The following is a 17,045-nucleotide window of genomic DNA, read 5'->3' on the forward strand; positions in this document are numbered from 1 at the left end:
ATTTGGCGGGAGGCTGCCTCGACAGCCCTTTCTTGCGCTCTGCTCAAGAGGGGAGGGAGCATCTTGAAGCGCTATATCATCGAACGCGATATTCCCGGCGCCGGAAGCCGGACGACCGCGCAGATCCGCGAGGCGGCCCGGCGTTCCAACGCCGCGCTGGCGCAGTTGGCGCCGAATATCCAATGGGTGCAGAGCTTCACCACGGGTGAAAAGGTCTTCTGCATCTATCTGGCCGAGGACCCCTCCTGGATCGAAAAGCACTCGGAGTTGAGCGGCGCGCCCATCACCGCGATCCGCGAGGTGGTGCGGACCACCGATCCGACCTCCGCGCTCCGCCGCACCGGCCCGAAGAAAAAGGACTAGAGCAGCGTCAATTCGCGCTCGACCGGCAGGGCTGCGGCCATGTTGTAGAACCAGGGACTGTGGGCCTCGACCGAGGACAGCAGCTCTTCCACCGTCTCGCGCGGCGCATCGGCCTTGAGCGAGACCTTGCAGGTCAGGCGCTGGTAGCCCGCCGGCACATCGGCCAGGGCCATGTTGCCGCGCCCGTCGGATTCCCCGCAGACCTCGACCTCCAGATGTTCCAGCGCGATCCCGGCCTTTGCGAAGGCGATGGCGTAGCCTTGGACCAGACAGGCCGCCACCGCCGCGCGGCCCGCGAACCCTGGGTCGGGCGCGCTGTCCGTGCCGCCGTAGTTCTCCGGCTGGTCGAAGGTCATCCGCCAGGGGCCGCCGCTCGCCTCGCAGACCAGGCCGTCGCGCAGCACGGCCTTCGTGACTCCGGTCCCCTTCGCGGCGGAGGGCCGTTTTTCAAAGAGCCGCACCAGGCGGTCCTGGGCGGCGACGATCCTTTCGCGCGCGTTCATGTTTTCCTCCTCGTCAAGGCGGCAGCCCTCGCCCATGGGTCGGGGTCAGGCGGCCAGCAGCCCCTTCTCGTCCAACAGGCGCACGCCCTTGCGGCCCAGAAGCTGCGCCATTTCAGAGCCGCGGATATCGGGCCGGATGCGCTTGGCGTCTGCGATTGCCTCGCGCGCCTCGGCGTCGCGCCCGGCGTCGGCGGCGATCAGCGCCAGCACCACGCGCGCCATGTAGTTCTTGTCGTCCCGGCGGCAGGCGAGCCGCGCTTCCTCCAGCGCCTCCTCCTTCTTGTGCAGGCGGAAGAGCGCGTAGGCCAGGTTGGTGCCCCAATAGGCGAGGCGGTTGTCGAGCGGGGAGAGGCGCATGCCGTGGCGCAGCAGCTCGACCCCCTTGCGCGCCTTGCCGCCCCGGATCTGGGCGACGCCCAGCGCCACCCAGGCCTGGGCGTTGGAGGGGTCTTCCTCGACGGCGCGCTCCAGGATGCCGATGCCGCGCGCGACGTGGCCCAGGTCGGCCAGCGCGCAGCCCGCGTAACCCAGCACCACCGAGTTGTAGGCGTCGATGGTCATGGCCCGCTCGGCCGCCTCCACGGCGGTCTCCTCGGCGTTCTCGCCTTCCGGATTCAGATCGAAGAGGTGGCCGAGCGCGGTCAGGAGCGAGAGGTAGGCGTGGGCCAGCGCGAAGTCCGGCTCGATCTCGATGGCCTTGTTGAGCAGGCGGCTGCCCTCCTCGAAGGTCTCCCGGTGCCAGCCGCGCAGGGAGAGCAGGCCGTTCGCCTCGCGGTAGAGCGCCCAGGCGTCGCGGTTGGCCGCGGGGCTGCGCTGGATCTGCTGGACCTCGGCGCGGGCCAGCGCCGGCTCCAGCCGGGCGGCGATCTTCTGGGTGATCTCGTCTTGTATCTCCATGGCCGCCCCGGCGTCGCAGTCGAAGCGCTCGGCCCAGAGGTGACGCCCGTCGCCGGTGTCGATCAGCTGCACTGTGACGCGCAGGCGCTTGCCGGCCTGACGAATGCTGCCCTCTACCATGTAGCGCACGCCCAGGGTCTTGCCGACTTCCCGCGCGTCGGGCGACTTGCCCTTGTAGGCGAAGGAGGAGTTGCGCGCGATCACCAGGAAGCCCGGCATCCGGGCCAAGAGGGTGATGATGTCTTCGGTCAGGCCGTCGGCCAGGAACTCCAGATCATCGTCCTTGGACATGTTGGTGAGCGGCAGCACGGCGATGGAGGGCAAGGAGCCGCCGGCTTTCTTCAGGTCGCTTTTCCCGGCCTCCTGCCCGGCGAGCCGCTCAAGCGGGTCGAGCCCGCGCCGGCGCCAGGAATAGACGCCGATCGGCCGGGAGATGTTCTTGACCTGTTGGGGGCCCAGGTCCTCGAAAGGCGCGTCGATCTCGCCGCGCACCTGATCGTAGGCGCTGGCGGAAATGCAGATGCCCGCGGGCTCGGCGATCTGCTCCAGCCGCGCGGCGACGTTCACGCCGTCGCCGTAGATGTCCCCGTCGCTCTCGATGATCTCGCCGAGGTTGATGCCGATCCTCAGACAGAGCGGATCGGCGTTGCCGCAGGCCGCTTCGGAGTCCGCGAGCTTCTCCTGGACCGAGAGCGCGGCCTTGATGGCCGAGATGATCGAGGTGAACTCGACCAGCGCGCCGTCGCCGGTCAGCTTGACGATGCGCCCGCCCTCGGCCTCCATCCCCGGCGTGAAAATCTCCCGGCGCAGACGGCCCAGCCGGTCGAGCGTGCCGGGCGTGTCCCTTTCCATCAGGCGGCTGTAGCCCACCACGTCCGCTGCCAGGATCGCCGCGAGGCGTCGTTGCATGAAGGCTCTCTCTCGTTTTTCTCCGTTGCTTTCGATTCTAGGACAGGATTCCCCGCGCGACCAGACAAACAGCGACAGACTGGATGCCCTGGCTGGCCAGGGAAGACGCCCGCCCCTGGTCCAAGGACCAAACCGGGCTATCCGGCAGGCCTGGCCGAGCGGAGAAGAAGGGGTTTTCGATGCTGTTGCTGATTGCCGCCGTCCTGCTGCTGGCGGCACTCCAGATCCTGCTGACGCTGCGCACCATCCGCCAGCGCCGCGCGAACAAGGTTTCCTTGGGCGACGGCGGGGTCGAGTCCCTGCAGCGCGCCATCCGGGCCCACGCGAACTTTGCCGAGACCGTGCCGCTGGGCCTGGCGCTTGCGCTGCTTCTGGCCTTGCAGGGCTGGGCCTATGCGGGGGGCGGCGTCGCTCTCCTGCTGTTCGCGGGGCGCGCCTGTCATGCCTGGGGCGTCTCGCGCAGCGCGGAGGACTTCCGCTTTCGCGTGACCGGTATGGCCGTCACCTTCACCAGCTATTTCGCGGCTGCGGCGCTGCTGATCGGAAGTTTGCTGTCCTGAGCCGGGCGCGGGGCAGGGCCTAAACGGGCACCCTCGACGCGAATTCGCTTGTATTTATCTTCCGTGTGGACCACTTATCCTTTTAGACGCCTTGCATTCGTTTGGTGCTACCTTCAGTAACCGGTACGCCGATTAGTTTAGCGACCCTCCCGACAATGTGGACGTTGACCCTGCCCCGCCCCTCAAGGTTGAGGCTTGGCGGGCTCTTTCCTCTTTGTCGAATAAGGACATGAAAAGCTATGACCATCGGTACCGTTAAGTGGTTCAACCCGGTAAAGGGTTTCGGTTTCATCACGCCTGAGGGCGCGACCAACGACGCATTCGTTCACATCTCCGCCGTTGAGCGCGCAGGCCTTTCCACCCTCAACGAGGGCCAGAAGGTTTCCTTCGAGCTGCAGCGCGGCCAGAACGGCAAGTCGTCCGCTGAGAATCTCTCTCTGGTCGACTGAACCGACACCATCGGGAAGAGCGGGGGCCGCCCTGGCGGCGGCTCCCGCTCGCCTCGCGCCATCGATCAAGAATTAAAAGCAACAGGAAAGGAGACTGCGCCATGAACCGAGCGGTTCGCTCCAAGGCCGAAGAACGCTTCGAGGCCCTCAAGAAGAAGGATAAGCAGTTCCTGACCGACAAGATGAAGGCGGAGAAGAAGATCTCCGACCGGATCGAGGCCCAGCGCGCCGCGCGCCTGGCCCGCGACGCCGCCGAGGCCGAAGCCGCCGAGGCCGAGGCCGCGGTCAAGGAAGCGGAGAAGGCGGCGAAGTCCGCCAACAAGGCGAAGAAGCCGGCCACCAAGAAGAAAAGCGCCACGGCCGCCTCGTCCTGAAGGGCGCCACTCTCCTGAAAGGCGTCGTCATACTGAAACAGGGCGCCCCTAGACTCTTTGGTCGCCCGCCGCACCCTGTCCAACGCCCCTTAGAGGTTGCCGCGCCATGCTACACATCCCCGACGACCTGAAGCCCTTCAGCCACGAGATCACCGGCGTCAACAAGACCGACAACGGCTTCCTGTTGACCGTCACGGTCCACGAATCCACCCCCGACTGGGTCCGAACCCGCATCGCCGAAATGGCCAAACGCTCCCATAGGGGCGAAGTTAAGGTCGTGGTGCGGTAGGGCTGTTTCCCGCCGTTTCCGCCAGCGCACTGCTTAGCGCTCCGCCCCCGTCAGCGCCCTCGCGAAGGCCTTGGCTTCGAAGGGCCTCAGGTCTTGGGCGGATTCGCCGACGCCGATGGCGTGGACGGGCAGGGCGAATTTCTCGGCAAGCGCCACCAGGATGCCGCCGCGCGCGGAGCCGTCGAGCTTGGTCAGCACCAGGCCGGTGACCTGGGTCAGTTCCTTGAAGGTCTGGACCTGTTGCAGCGCGTTCTGGCCGGTGGTGGCGTCCAGCACCAGCAGGGTGTCGTGGGGCGCGCTCTCGTCCAGTTTCTTGATGACGCGCACGACCTTCTCCAGTTCAGCCATGAGATCGGCCTTGTTGTGGAGACGCCCGGCCGTGTCGATCAGCAGGAGGTCGATCCCTTCCTCCTTCGCGCGCTTGACCGCGTCATAGGCGAGGCCGGCGGCGTCGGCCCCGGTCTCCTTCGCCACCACGGGGCAGCCCGTGCGCTCCCCCCAAATCTGAAGCTGCTCCACGGCGGCGGCGCGGAAGGTGTCGCCCGCGGCCAGCATGACCGATTTGCCCTCGGCCCGGAACTGGGTCGCCAGCTTGCCGATGGTGGTGGTCTTGCCGGAGCCGTTGACCCCCACCACCAACACCACGTGGGGCTTTCTCGCGGGATCGACCGTAAGGGGCCTGGCGACCGGCTCCAGGATCGGGGCGATCTGTTCGGCCAGCGCCTCGCGGATCTCCTCGGGGCTGACTTCCTTGTCGAAGCGGGTGCGCGCGATCTCTCCGGCGATGCGGGCCGAGGTGGCGACGCCTAGGTCGGCCTGGATCAGAAGTTCTTCCAGCTCCTCCAGCGCGTCGTCGTCCAGCTTGCGCTTGGTGAAGATGCCGGTGATGCCTTCGCCCAGCTTGGAGGAGGAGCGCTTCAGCCCCTGCGTCAGCCGGGAGAACCAGCCCTTCTTCTCGCCCGTCTCCTCGCTCATGCGGTCCCCATCAGGCGGCCTCGGCGATCAGGCGGTCGCCCTCGCGCGCGACCAGCCGCGCCTCGATCACGCTGCCGACGGGCCCGAAGAGCGTGACCGGCGCGAAGTGCTCGCTGCGGCCCATGCCGTCCTTTTCGATCAGCACCTGGGCGCGCGCGCCCAGACGGCTTTCCAGGAAGCGCTCGACCTGCCGCTCGCCGAGGTCGCGCAGCCGCTGGGCGCGCTCCTTGCGCTCGGCCTTGGCGACCTGGGGCATGCGCGCCGCCGGGGTGCCGGGCCGCTCCGAATAGGGGAAGACGTGCAGCCAGGTGAGGCCGCAGTCCCCGACCACCTTCAGGCTTTCGCGAAACTGCTCTTCGGTCTCGGTCGGGAAGCCCGCGATGATGTCGGCGCCGAAGACCACGTCGGGGCGCAGCGCCCGCACCCGCTCGACAACCCTGTGGATATCGGCTTGGAGATGACGGCGCTTCATGCGCTTCAGGATCAGGTCGGCGCCTGCCTGCATGGAAAGGTGCAGGTGCGGCATCAGCCGTTCCTCCTCGCCCAAAAGGCGCAGCAGGTCCTCGTCCACCTCCACCGGATCGACCGAGGAAAGGCGCAGGCGCTTCAGCCCCGGCACGTTGATCAGCAGGCGGCGGCAGAGCTGGCCCAGGCTCGGCCGACCCGGCAGGTCGCGGCCGTAGTCGGTGATGTCGACGCCGGTCAGCACCACCTCGGCGACCTCGTTCTCCACCAGCAGGCGCACCTGGCGCACGATCTCGCCCATGGGAACAGAGCGGTTGTTGCCGCGCCCGAAGGGGATGATGCAGAAGGTGCAGCGATGGTCGCAGCCGGTCTGGATCTGGATGAAGGCGCGGGTGCGCTCCTCGAAACCCTCGATCAGATGGCTGGCGGTCTCCTCCACCTGCATGATGTCGCGGACCTGCACCGGCTCGCGCGCCTCGGGCGCGAAGGAGGCGGGGTCCATCTTCTCCATGTTGCCGAGAACGCGGTCGACCTCGGCCATGCCGGCGTACTTGTCCGGGTCGATCTGCGCGGCGCAGCCGGTCACGATGATGCGCGCCGAGGGGTTGTCGCGGCGCGCGCGGCGGATCGCCTGGCGGGCCTGGCGCTCCGCCTCGGCGGTGACGGCGCAGGTGTTGACGATGACGGCGTCCCCCAGACCGGCGGCGCGCGCGTGATCGCGCATCACCTCCGACTCATAGGCGTTGACGCGGCAGCCAAAGGTTATGATCTGCGGGTCCCTGGGGGTATCCGGAGAGGCGGGCTTCATGGCGCTCACTCCTCCAACTCGCCGAGCAGTGAGGGCGCGAGGCGCCCTTGGTAGCTGAGCGCGTAGGGTCCGGTCATCAGCACGTGGCCGTCGGACTTGCGCCACTCGATCTCCAGGTCCTCGCCGGTCTCCTCGTCCAGGCTGCCGTCCACGGTTATGGAGACCTTGCGGTTGGTCAGCCCGCGCCGGACGGCGGCCACGGCGGCGACGCAGGCGCCCGACCCGCAGGCCAGCGTGATCCCCGCGCCCCGCTCCCAGACGCGAAGGCGCAGCGCGTCCTTGCCAATCAGGCTGGCGACGCCGATGTTGGCGCGCTCTGGGAACAGCGGGTGGTGCTCCAGCTCCGGGCCCAGCTCTTCCAGCTCGACCTCCTCGGCGTCCTCCACGAAGAAGACCGCGTGGGGGTTGCCCATGGAGACGCCGACCGGATCGCTGAGCTCCTCCAGTTCGATCCCCAGGTGCAGCGTGTCGCGCTCCTCGGCGAGAGGGACCTCCTGCCAGCCGAGGTGCGCTTCGCCCATGTCGACCCGCACCCGTCCGTCATCGAGCAGTTCGCAGGCCAGAAGACCGCCGGCGGTCTCGATGGTGACGGCGTGCGAGTCCGCCTGCATCATCAAGAGCCAGGCCAGACAGCGCGTGCCGTTGCCGCAGGCCCCGGATTCGCTGCCGTCGCTGTTGAGAAAGCGCGCGAAAGCCGCCGCGTCACCGGAGGACGCGCGTTCGATCAGAATCAACTGATCGAACCCCACGCCGCGGTGGCGGTCTGCTATGCGCTGGGCCTGGGCGGGCGAGGGCCGGAAGGGCTCCTCGCGGGCGTCGATGATCACGAAGTCGTTGCCCAGGCCATGCATCTTCAAGAAGCTCCGGCCCGTCATGGCGCGATATATAGGGCCGCGGCCCGGTGCGAGTAAATGGCCGATTGGCGCTCTTGGCCCGTGGGCTGTCTTGTCAGACCCTTCTTGAGACGCAATACTTTCATTGAATTGCAATCAATGAGTTATCAGAATGTAACCGGAAACCCTGGGGGATTGGACCATGGCGAAGGCAGCGCTTGCGCGGTCCGAACGGCTGCAGCCTGTCGAGGAGGGTGAGCTTCTGGCGCTGGTCGCCGCTCAGCCGCGAGTGCGCATCTGTTCGCTGGAGTACCGGGGCCGCAAGCTCTGGCTGAAGCACAACAGCGTGGAGATCCTGCATCCCGGACGCCTGCTGCACTTCATTCTGACGCCGGTCATCTACCCGCGTTTCATGAAGTCTTCCTCCATCACCACCCGCGCCGGCATGGTCCGGCGCGAGACGCGCAAGCTGAAAGCCTTCGCTCGCGCCGGGCTGCTGCCGCCGGAGTTGATCTGACAGCGGGGGCGCAGCCTGCTGCTCAGCGACCTCAGCATCTCGGTGAAGCATCAGCTCCGCAACCTGGACCAGGCGGGCGAGCGGGCCGCGCACGAAGCCTTGCTGGCTCAGCTCTCAGAGGCCCTCGGGCGGTTTCACGCCGCGGGGCTCTGTCATGGCCGCCCGCTGGCGCGCGACGCCTACTACCATGAAGGGGAGGTCGGCTTCGGCGACTTCGAGGAAGAGCCAGAGGCGGTCATGCCGCTGGCCGAGGCGCAGACCCGCGATCTCGCGATCCAGATGCTGGAGACCGTGGCCCTGGCGCGCGACCCTGGGACCCCGGCCCGCTGCTTTGCCGCCTACCGCCGCCATGCGCCGGAGGAGACGCTGGCGGCGCTTTCCCGGCTGATCCGCTTTTGCGAACGCTTTCTGCCGCTGACCTGTGGCTACTGCCGCTTGTCGCGCTTCCTCTTCGGGGGCTATGAGCCGCGCGACTTCCTTCGCTTGGAGCGGACACTGGAGTTCCTCAAGACCGCGCTCGGCTGCGAGCGGGACGAGGAACTGCCGTCGGTCGACCTGCCGGTCAAGCAGCAGCGCGCCCGGGCGCGTCCAGGGAGTGAGAGCAGCGGGGCGAGGGCGTTGAGCGGCCAGGATTCAAGCAGCAGGGCGAAAGAGGCGCTGGCGCAGGCCCGCGAATGCCTGTCGGCTCAGCAGCCGGCGAAGGCCCTTGCCGTCTTGCGCCGCGCGCTGGCGGCCGAACCTTCCGAGAAGCGGCTCTGGCGGCTCTTCGTGCGGGCGCTCTCCCTCCAGCCCAGGGTGGAGGTGACGCGTGGCCTGCCGGGCGAACTGGCGCACTGTCTTGCCGATCCCGAGCTGGCGACGCCGGAGATCCGCAATCTCGCCAACAATCTCTTCATGGGTCAGGCGTTGATCCAAAAGCTGATGGCGGACTTCGACGGCCTGACGCTGAGGGGCCTGTTCGAGCGCGCGAAGGACAAGGACCCGGAGCAGGCCCGGCTGTTCGCCAACCTGAAGCACCCGCTGGTCCTGAACCTGCTGACCGGGGAGCGCATCCCCTACCGGGAGACCGAACTGCTGCTGGCCGCCTTCCGCCGCGCCTTTCTGGAGCAGGCTCTGAAAGGGGAAGGACTGGACGCCGCCCTCTGGCCAGGGGCGGAGGACTTCCTGGCCGCGCTCGCCTGCCAGTGCTTCATCAACGAGTACATCTATTTCGAGACCGAGGTGGAAAAGGCCGGGGCCGAACGGCTGCTGGCCGGAGCGGGCGCCGATGCGGGCGCGGCGCGCCTCGCGCTCCTAGGGTGCTATCGCCCTCTGGCCGACTTGCCCTTCGCCGATGACCTGCCCATCGCCGATGAGGGGGCGGAGAGCGCCGCCGGCCTGGCCGCGCTCAAGCAGAGCGCGCCGGGCCGCAGCCTCCTGCGCCTGCAACTGGAGGAGCCCCGCCGCGAGGCGGCGCTGCGCGGCACCATCGAGAGCGTGACGCCGGTCGAGGATGCGACCTCCCAGGCCGTGCGCGCGCAGTACGAGGCCAACCCCTATCCGCGCTGGATGGCCCTGCCGCCCTTGCCAGAGACGGCGCTGGGCGGCGGCGCGCGCGGCTTCCTGAAACGCGCCCTGCCGCTGGCAGGACCGGCGGTTCTGCCGGAGTTGCCGGAGCACCCGTCTGTGCTGATCGCGGGCTGCGGCACCGGGCGTCAGGCGCTCGACATCGCGCGCCGCCTGCCGGAAGCGAAGATCACCGCTCTGGACCTCAGCGTCTCCTCGCTCGCCTACGCCAAGCGAAAGGCGGAGGGGGCGGGGGTGGAGAACGTCAGCTTCGTGCAGGGCGACCTGCTGGCGCTGACCGAAACGGGCGGCGCCGGATTCGACATGATCTTCTGCTCGGGCGTGCTGCACCACCTGGCGGAGCCGGAGGCGGGGCTGGCGGCCATCACCTCACGGCTGAAGCCGGGCGGGGTGATGAAGCTGGCGCTCTACAGCCGCGAGGCGCGCGCCTTCTTGAAGCCCGCGCGCGAGAAGCTCGCGGCGCTGGGCCTTTGCGCCGACGCGGAGGGCATCCGCCAGGCCCGCTTCGCGCTCTTCAACCTGCCCGAGGGCGACCCGGCGCGCGCCGTCACGGCCTGGCTCGACTTCTACAGCCTCTCGGACTGCCGCGATGCGCTCTTCCATGTGCAGGAACGCGACTACCACGCGTTGGAGTTGGCGGAATACCTCGCGACCCAGGACCTGACGTTCCTCGGCTTCCAGGGCCTGCCGCGTGAGACGGCCCAAGCCTACCGCGCGCGCTTCCCGCAAGACCCCGAGGCCCGCGACCTCACTAACTGGGCCGCCTTCGAACCCGACCACCCCCTCACCTTCGTCGCCATGTACCAGTTCTGGGTCAGCCGCTAGCGGGCTGGTACGGGCCAACCCGATCGCAGGTTTGTAATCCAAACCTTCTTCCTCTTGACGCCCCGGTTCCGCGCGCGTAAAACCGCGGCGTTCAGTTTCAGGGCCGCTTTTTTCGGTTCCGAGGAGCCCCATCAGTCCGCGAGTGTCGCGCACTGGTGCGTTTGTGCTTTGGGGTGTTTCGGGGAGGGGCGGCGGCCTTAACGAGGGAAGAGAAGGGGCGCGTTTAGCCTTGTTCGAGTCTTTGCAGGAACGCCTGGGCGGCGTCTTCGACAGCCTGAAGCGCCGCGGCGCGCTGAGTGAGGCCGATGTCTCCGAAGCGCTGCGCGAGGTGCGCGTGGCGCTGCTCGAGGCCGACGTCGCCCTGCCGGTGGTCAAGGACTTCGTCGAGCAGGTGAAGGCCAAGGCCGTGGGCCAGGAGGTCCTGCGCTCGGTCCAGCCCGGCCAGCAGGTGGTCAAGATCGTCCACGACGAGCTGGTCGCCATGCTGGGCGGCGCGCCGGAGGAGGGCCAGGAGGGAGGCAAACAGCCGCCGCAGCCCGGGCAGTCGCCTTCTCTCGGCCTCAACCTCAAGGCCAGCCCGCCGGTGCCGATCCTGATGGTCGGCCTCCAGGGTTCGGGCAAGACCACCACCACCGCCAAGATCGCCAAGCGCCTGACTGAGCGCGAGAAGAAGAAGGTCCTGATGGCCTCCCTCGACGTGCGCCGCCCGGCCGCGCAGGAGCAGTTGGCGCTGCTGGGTCTCCAGGCCTCGGTCGCCACGTTGCCGATCGTGCCCATGGAGAACCCGGTGATGATCACCCGCCGCGCGCTGCAGACCGCGCGCCGCGAGGGCTACGATGTGGTGCTGCTGGACACCGCCGGGCGTCTGGCCATCGACGAGGAGCTGATGGCCGAGGTCGCCGCCGTGCGCGACGCCGCCCAACCGGCGGAGACGCTGCTGGTGGCCGACGCCATGACCGGTCAGGACGCGGTCAACGTCGCCAGCGCCTTCAACGAGAAGGTCGGGCTGACCGGCCTGGTGCTGACCCGCGTGGACGGTGATGCGCGCGGTGGTGCGGCGCTTTCCATGCGCGCGGTCACCGGCTGTCCCATCAAGCTGATCGGCACGGGCGAGCAGATCGACAAGATCGAGGTCTTCCACCCCGAGCGCATCGCCGGGCGCATCCTCGGCATGGGCGACGTGGTCTCCCTGGTCGAGAAGGCCGCCGAGACCATCGAGCAGGACGAGGCCGAGAAGCTAGCCAAGAAGATGCAGGCGGGCAAGTTCGACATGGACGACTTCGCCTCCCAGCTGCGTCAGATGCTCAAGATGGGCGGGCTCTCCGGCATGATGGGCCTGCTGCCCGGCGTCGGTAAGATCAAGGACCAGCTGAAAGACGCCAAGATCGACGACTCCATGGTCAACAAGCAGCTCGCGATCATCTCCTCCATGACTAAGCAGGAGAGAAAGCGCCCCGAACTCATCAAGGCCAGCCGCAAGCAGCGCATCGCCAAGGGCTCCGGCACCACGGTGCAGGAGGTCAACAAGCTGATGAAGCAGCACATGGAGGCCAACCGCATGATGAAGAAGGTCAAGAAGATGGGCAAAAAGGGCCTGATGCGTCACGGCCTGCCCGGCATGCCGCCCGGCGGCATGGGCGGTGGGGGCATGGGCGGCGGCGGCCGCGGCCCCTTCGGCTGACAAGAGACTTTATTTAGCGAACCGGACAACAGAACGACTTAACAGAACGACTTTACGAAAGAACGAAAGGAAGAACCCCATGTCCCTCAAGATCCGTCTGTCCCGCGGCGGCGCCAAGAAGCGCCCCTTCTACTCGATCGTGGTAGCCGACAGCCGCTCCCCGCGCGACGGCCGCTTCATCGAGCGCGTCGGCACCTACAACCCCATGCTGGCCAAGGACCACGCCGAGCGCGTGATCCTGAAGCAGGAGCGCATCCAGCACTGGATCTCCGTCGGCGCGACCCCGACCGACCGCGTGCTGCGCTTCCTGGAGCAGGCCGGCCTCGGCAAGCGTTCGATTCCGCAGCAGACCACGAAGGCCGAGCCCTCCAAGCAGACCCTGGAGCGCCGCGCTGAGCGCGACGCCAAGCTGCAGGACGCCGAGGAGGCCAAGAAGGCCGCCGAAGCCGAGGCCGCCGAAGCCAAGGCCGCAGCCGAGGAAGCGCCTACCGAGGAAGCGCCCGCCGAGGAAGCTCCGGCTGAAGAGGCTGCGGCTGAGGAAGCTCCGGCTGAGGAGGCTGCTGCCGAGGAAGCTCCCGCTGAAGAGGCTCCCGCCGAGGAGACCCCGGCTGAAGAGGAAGAGAAGAAGGGCTGAGGTCCTTCTTTCCCAGGCGGGGCGGTAGGCAGCCGTGAGCGATACGCGCGTCTGTCTCGGCGTGATCGCCGGGGCGCATGGGGTGAAGGGACTGGTCAAGGTCAAGCCCTTCACCGAAACGCCCCAGGGACTGGCCGCCTATGGCCCGCTCTCGGACGAGCCGGGCGGGCGGCGCTGGACCGTCACCTTCAAGGGCGAGCAGAAGGGCGTGGCCCTGCTGGCGCTGGAGGGGGTGGCCGACCGCAACGCGGCTGAGGCGCTGAAGGGCGTGCGGCTCTATGTCGAGCGGGACCGCCTGCCGCCAGCCGATGAAGACGAGGTCTACCACACCGACCTGATCGGGCTGGCGGCGGAGACCCGTAGCGGAAAGTCTCTCGGCCGGGTGCTGGCGGTCCACAACTTCGGCGCCGGCGACCTGATCGAGGTGGGCGAGGACAAGAAGCGCTCCCAGCTCTACCCCTTCACGCGGGAGGTGGTGCCCGAGCTGGACCTTGAAGGCGGAAGGATCGTGATCGATCCGCCCTACGAGGTCTGAAGCCCTGATCGGCTTTTGGGGCAGGTGCGAAGGCGGGGCTGGACAAGCGGGACGGCAGCAGGCATAACGGCGCCCGCTTCGCCCCTGGAGGCCTGAAAGGGCCCGCCTTTTAAGGAAGGGAGCCGGGTCTGTGGCGGAGGCGAGCGGGGACAGGCAGGGAGCTGCGACGGGAGACGATCCCTGGCGCGCGACGCTGCTGACGCTCTTCCCGGAAGTCTTTCCGGGACCGCTGGGCGCGAGCCTTGCGGGAAAGGCGCTGGAGCAGGGGCTCTGGAGCCTGGAAACGCTGGACATTCGCGGCTTTGCACGCGATAAACACCGCACCGTCGACGATACGCCCTACGGCGGCGGCGCGGGAATGGTGATGCGGCCCGATGTGGTTGACGAGGCGATCCAAGCGGTCGCCGACCGGCCCGGGCCGCTGATTTACTTGAGCCCGCGCGGCCGTCTCCTGACTCAGGAGCGCGTGCGCGAGCTGGCGGCGGGGCCGGGCATCCGGCTTCTCTGCGGCCGCTACGAGGGTGTCGACCAGCGCGTCCTGGATGCGCACGGGGTCGAGGAGATGAGCGTGGGCGACTACGTGCTCTCCGGCGGTGAGATGGCCGCGCTGATCGTTATGGACGCCGTGATACGGCTCCTGCCCGGCGTCATGGGCAACGAGGACAGCGGCGGCGAAGAGTCATTCGAGCGGGGACTCCTGGAGTACCCGCACTTTACGCGGCCCGCCGTTTGGCAGGGACGCGCGGTGCCGGAGGTTCTGACCTCGGGCCACCATGAGAAGGTCCGCCAGTGGCGTCTCGCCGAGGCGGAGGAGATCACCCGGCGGCGGCGGCCCGACCTTTGGGCGGCCTACCGGCCAGCGGACGACGAAGACGGAACGAAAGAGGATTAGAGGCGCTTGGTTTCCCTGCAAGGGACCCGCCTCGGCAAAGGAAGGACGAGAGTCATGAACGTGATCCAGCAGCTCGAGCAGGAGCAGGTCGCCAAGCTCACCGAGGGCAAGACCATTCCGGAGTTCACCCCCGGCGACACCATCCGCGTGAACGTGCGCGTGGTCGAAGGCAACCGCGAGCGCGTGCAGGCCTTCGAAGGCGTCTGCATCGCCCGCAAGAACCGCGGCCTGCAGTCCTCCTTCACGGTGCGCAAGATTTCCTACGGCGAGGGCGTCGAGCGTGTCTTCCCGCTCTACAGCCCGCGTCTGGACTCGATCGAGCTGATCCGCCGCGGCGACGTGCGCCGGGCCAAGCTCTACTACCTGCGCGGCCGCCGCGGTAAGTCCGCGCGCATCGCCGAGGCCACCACCGGCGCCGCCGCCAAGGCCGCCCAGGCCGACCGCGAGGCCGCCCAGGCCGCCAAGGAGGCCCAGAAGGCCGCCGCCCAGGCCGAGAAGACCGACAGCTAAGACGAGCCCGGGCAGGTCCAGCGAGGGACCGCCCGCAGATTGCCGCCAAACGCCCGCCGCTCCGCTAAGAGAGTCGGCGGGCGTTTTGGCTTCTTTTCCGTTCCGGCGGGCCGCATTCCTGCCATGCGCCCTCAATCCCTTTGCCTTTCTTGCGCTTGGCGCTATTCTCCCGCCCGCTTCATTACCAGCAGACAGACGGAGACCAAGCGGCCATGAGCCAGCCGAAGACGCTATTCGACAAGATCTGGGACAGCCATGTGGTGGAACGGGACGAGGACGGCACCTGCCTCATCTACATCGACCGTCATCTGGTTCACGAGGTGACCAGCCCCCAGGCTTTCGAAGGGCTTCGCATGGCGGGCCGTAAGGTACGCCGCCCGGACCAGACGCTGGCCGTGGCCGACCACAACGTGCCGACCTCCGACCGCGCCAAGGGCATCGCCGACGAGGAGAGCCGCATCCAGGTCGAGACCCTGGAGGCCAACTGCCGCGAGTTCGGCATCCCCTATTACGAGGTCGCCGACGCGCGCCAGGGCATCGTCCACATCATCGGGCCGGAGCAGGGCTTCACCCTGCCGGGCGCGACCATCGTCTGCGGCGACTCGCACACCTCGACCCACGGCGCCTTCGGGGCGCTGGCCTTCGGCATCGGCACCTCCGAGGTGGAGCACGTGCTGGCCACCCAGACGCTGATCCAGAAGCCCGCCAAGAACATGCGCATCACGGTCGAGGGCAAGCGCCCCGCCGGCACCACGGCCAAGGACCTGATCCTCGCCATCATCGGCAAGATCGGCACCGCCGGGGGCACCGGCCATGTGATCGAGTACGCCGGCGAGGCGATCCGCGAGCTTTCCATGGAAGGCCGCATGACCATCTGCAACATGTCGATCGAGGCGGGCGCGCGCGCCGGCCTGATCGCGCCGGACGAGACCACCTTCGAATACCTGAAGGGCCGCCCCCTTGCGCCCAAGGCCGGAACCTGGGAGCAGGCGGTCGCCTACTGGAAGACCCTGCCCTCCGATGAAGGCGCTACCTACGACAAGGAAGTGGTGCTGAAGGCCGGGGAGATCGTCCCGCAGGTCACATGGGGCACCAGCCCGCAGGACGTGCTGCCGATCACCGGCAAGATTCCCGATCCCCTCGCCGAGGAGGACGAGACGCGCCGCGAGACCATCCAGCGCGCGCTCGACTACATGGGCCTGAAGCCGGGCATGCCGCTCTCCGAGGTGAAGGTCGATACCGTCTTCATCGGCTCCTGCACCAACGGGCGGATCGAGGACCTGCGCGCCGTGGCCGAGGTCGCCAAGGGCCGCAAGGTCGCCGAGGGCATCCGCGCCATGGTCGTGCCGGGCTCCGGCCTGGTGAAGGAGCAGGCCGAGTCCGAAGGGCTGGACAAGATCCTGATCGAGGCCGGGTTCGACTGGCGCGAGCCGGGCTGTTCCATGTGTCTGGCCATGAACGCGGACAAGCTGGCGCCGGGCGAGCGCTGCGCCTCCACCTCCAACCGCAACTTCGAGGGCCGCCAGGGCCGGGGCGGACGCACCCACCTGGTCAGCCCCATGATGGCCGCCGCCGCCGCCCTCACCGGCCACCTCACCGACGTGCGCGAGCTGATGGAGCAGTAACGCCGCCCCCGGTCGCCAAAGAAAAGGACGAGAAACGCCATGCAGAAATTCGACAAGTTGACGGGGACGGCGGCGCCTCTGCCGATCACCAACATCGACACCGACATGATCATCCCCAAGCAGTACCTGAAGACCATCAAGCGCACCGGCTTGAGCGCGGGGCTGTTCCATGAGCTGCGCACGGATGAGAACGGCAACCCCAAGGACTTCGTCCTGGACAAGGAGCCCTGGACGCAGGCCCAGATCCTGGTGGCGGGCGACAACTTCGGCTGCGGCTCCTCGCGCGAGCATGCGCCCTGGGCGCTCTTGGACGCGGGCATCCGCTGCGTGATCTCCACCTCCTTCGCCGACATCTTCTACAACAACTGCTTTAAGAACGGCATCCTGCCCATCGTGGTGACGCCGGAACAGAGGAAGGCGCTGATGGCCGACGCCAACCAGGGCGCTAGCCTGAAGATCGATCTGGAGGCGCAGACCATCACGCGTCCCTCCGGCGAGGCGGTGAAGTTCGAGATCGAGCCCTTCCGCAAGCACTGCCTCTTGAACGGTCTGGACGACATCGGCCTGACACTCGCGCGCGGGGACGTCATCGACTCCTATGAGGAGAAGCGCCAGTCGGCCCAGCCCTGGCTGGACGGCGCAGGGGCGCGGGCCTGAGGTAACGCGGGGGGAGGCAAGGAAGCAGGGGAGGCAAGGCGCCGCCCATCCTTCGAGACGCGGACCTTCGTCCGCTCCTCAGGATGAGGCGGGAGCTTGTACCAAGCCCTCTCCGCCACAGTATGAGTTTGCGCCCAACCTCATCCTGAGGAGGTCCCGGGACGGGGCCGTCTCGAAG

At 67.9% G+C, this 17,045-nt stretch carries 18 protein-coding genes and 1 pseudogene; 14 read left to right on the plus strand and 5 right to left on the minus strand.

Going from position 1 to position 17,045, the window contains the following annotated elements:
* Positions 1-63: 63 nt before the first annotated feature.
* Positions 64-363, plus strand: a complete 300-nt coding sequence (locus P8X75_10915) for a DUF4242 domain-containing protein (GenBank protein MEJ1995702.1) — start codon at positions 64-66, stop codon at positions 361-363.
* On the opposite strand, the gene P8X75_10920 is transcribed toward P8X75_10915, so the two are convergent.
* Together P8X75_10920 and P8X75_10925 are read right to left on the minus strand one after the other, a co-directional pair.
* Positions 360-866: an OsmC family protein gene (locus P8X75_10920; protein MEJ1995703.1), complete on the minus strand. Its 507-nt coding sequence runs from the start codon at positions 864-866 to the stop codon at positions 360-362. The two genes, P8X75_10915 and P8X75_10920, sit on opposite strands and share 4 nt — an antisense overlap.
* Positions 867-911: 45 nt before the next feature.
* Positions 912-2,672 carry an adenylate/guanylate cyclase domain-containing protein gene (locus P8X75_10925; GenBank protein ID MEJ1995704.1) on the minus strand — a complete coding sequence of 587 codons (1,761 nt, stop codon included), beginning with the start codon at positions 2,670-2,672 and terminating at the stop codon, positions 912-914.
* Between the two features lie 179 nt (positions 2,673-2,851).
* Here P8X75_10925 and P8X75_10930 point away from each other — a divergent pair, with 179 nt between their 5' ends.
* The 4 genes from P8X75_10930 (at position 2,852) to P8X75_10945 (ending at position 4,344) form a co-directional block, all read left to right on the plus strand.
* On the plus strand, positions 2,852-3,232 hold the full coding sequence (locus P8X75_10930) for an MAPEG family protein (GenBank protein ID MEJ1995705.1): 381 nt from the start codon (positions 2,852-2,854) through the stop codon (positions 3,230-3,232).
* 239 nt (positions 3,233-3,471) lie between these two features.
* Entirely contained in the window at positions 3,472-3,681 is a 210-nt protein-coding gene (locus P8X75_10935) for a cold-shock protein (protein MEJ1995706.1), read from the plus strand.
* Positions 3,682-3,782: 101 nt separating this feature from the next.
* A complete protein-coding gene (locus P8X75_10940) occupies positions 3,783-4,055 on the plus strand; it encodes a hypothetical protein (protein MEJ1995707.1) in 273 nt (90 codons plus the stop codon).
* 106 nt (positions 4,056-4,161) lie between these two features.
* On the plus strand, positions 4,162-4,344 hold the full coding sequence (locus P8X75_10945) for a hypothetical protein (GenBank protein MEJ1995708.1): 183 nt from the start codon (positions 4,162-4,164) through the stop codon (positions 4,342-4,344).
* 33 nt (positions 4,345-4,377) lie between these two features.
* Here P8X75_10945 and ftsY read toward each other — a convergent pair.
* The 3 genes and pseudogenes from ftsY to dapF form a co-directional block, all read right to left on the minus strand.
* Positions 4,378-5,301 (minus strand): annotated as a pseudogene (gene ftsY / locus P8X75_10950) (signal recognition particle-docking protein FtsY).
* Between the two features lie 28 nt (positions 5,302-5,329).
* Positions 5,330-6,592, minus strand: coding sequence for a tRNA (N(6)-L-threonylcarbamoyladenosine(37)-C(2))-methylthiotransferase MtaB (gene mtaB, locus P8X75_10955; protein MEJ1995709.1), 1,263 nt, complete (start codon positions 6,590-6,592; stop codon positions 5,330-5,332).
* 5 nt (positions 6,593-6,597) lie between these two features.
* Positions 6,598-7,467 carry a diaminopimelate epimerase gene (gene dapF / locus P8X75_10960; GenBank protein MEJ1995710.1) on the minus strand — a complete coding sequence of 290 codons (870 nt, stop codon included), beginning with the start codon at positions 7,465-7,467 and terminating at the stop codon, positions 6,598-6,600.
* A 160-nt stretch (positions 7,468-7,627) separates the two neighbouring features.
* Between dapF and P8X75_10965 the strand changes: the two genes are divergently transcribed.
* From P8X75_10965 to leuD, 9 genes are all read left to right on the plus strand, one after another.
* Positions 7,628-7,942, plus strand: coding sequence for a hypothetical protein (locus P8X75_10965; protein MEJ1995711.1), 315 nt, complete (start codon positions 7,628-7,630; stop codon positions 7,940-7,942).
* A 42-nt stretch (positions 7,943-7,984) separates the two neighbouring features.
* Positions 7,985-10,333, plus strand: a complete 2,349-nt coding sequence (locus P8X75_10970) for a class I SAM-dependent methyltransferase (protein ID MEJ1995712.1) — start codon at positions 7,985-7,987, stop codon at positions 10,331-10,333.
* Between the two features lie 229 nt (positions 10,334-10,562).
* Positions 10,563-12,014, plus strand: coding sequence for a signal recognition particle protein (gene ffh / locus P8X75_10975; protein MEJ1995713.1), 1,452 nt, complete (start codon positions 10,563-10,565; stop codon positions 12,012-12,014).
* 79 nt (positions 12,015-12,093) lie between these two features.
* Positions 12,094-12,648: a 30S ribosomal protein S16 gene (gene rpsP, locus P8X75_10980; protein MEJ1995714.1), complete on the plus strand. Its 555-nt coding sequence runs from the start codon at positions 12,094-12,096 to the stop codon at positions 12,646-12,648.
* 34 nt (positions 12,649-12,682) lie between these two features.
* Positions 12,683-13,183, plus strand: a complete 501-nt coding sequence (gene rimM, locus P8X75_10985; protein ID MEJ1995715.1) for a ribosome maturation factor RimM — start codon at positions 12,683-12,685, stop codon at positions 13,181-13,183.
* A gap of 130 nt (positions 13,184-13,313) precedes the next feature.
* Entirely contained in the window at positions 13,314-14,075 is a 762-nt protein-coding gene (trmD, locus tag P8X75_10990) for a tRNA (guanosine(37)-N1)-methyltransferase TrmD (protein ID MEJ1995716.1), read from the plus strand.
* A gap of 54 nt (positions 14,076-14,129) precedes the next feature.
* Positions 14,130-14,585, plus strand: coding sequence for a 50S ribosomal protein L19 (gene rplS / locus P8X75_10995; GenBank protein MEJ1995717.1), 456 nt, complete (start codon positions 14,130-14,132; stop codon positions 14,583-14,585).
* A gap of 212 nt (positions 14,586-14,797) precedes the next feature.
* Positions 14,798-16,210 (plus strand): 3-isopropylmalate dehydratase large subunit, encoded by a 1,413-nt coding sequence (gene leuC / locus P8X75_11000; GenBank protein MEJ1995718.1) that lies wholly within the window; start codon positions 14,798-14,800, stop codon positions 16,208-16,210.
* A gap of 39 nt (positions 16,211-16,249) precedes the next feature.
* A complete protein-coding gene (gene leuD / locus P8X75_11005; GenBank protein ID MEJ1995719.1) occupies positions 16,250-16,867 on the plus strand; it encodes a 3-isopropylmalate dehydratase small subunit in 618 nt (205 codons plus the stop codon).
* The last annotated feature ends 178 nt before the right edge of the window (positions 16,868-17,045 follow it).

Source organism: Limibacillus sp., assembly GCA_037379885.1.
In the GTDB taxonomy this organism is placed as follows: domain Bacteria; phylum Pseudomonadota; class Alphaproteobacteria; order Kiloniellales; family CECT-8803; genus JARRJC01.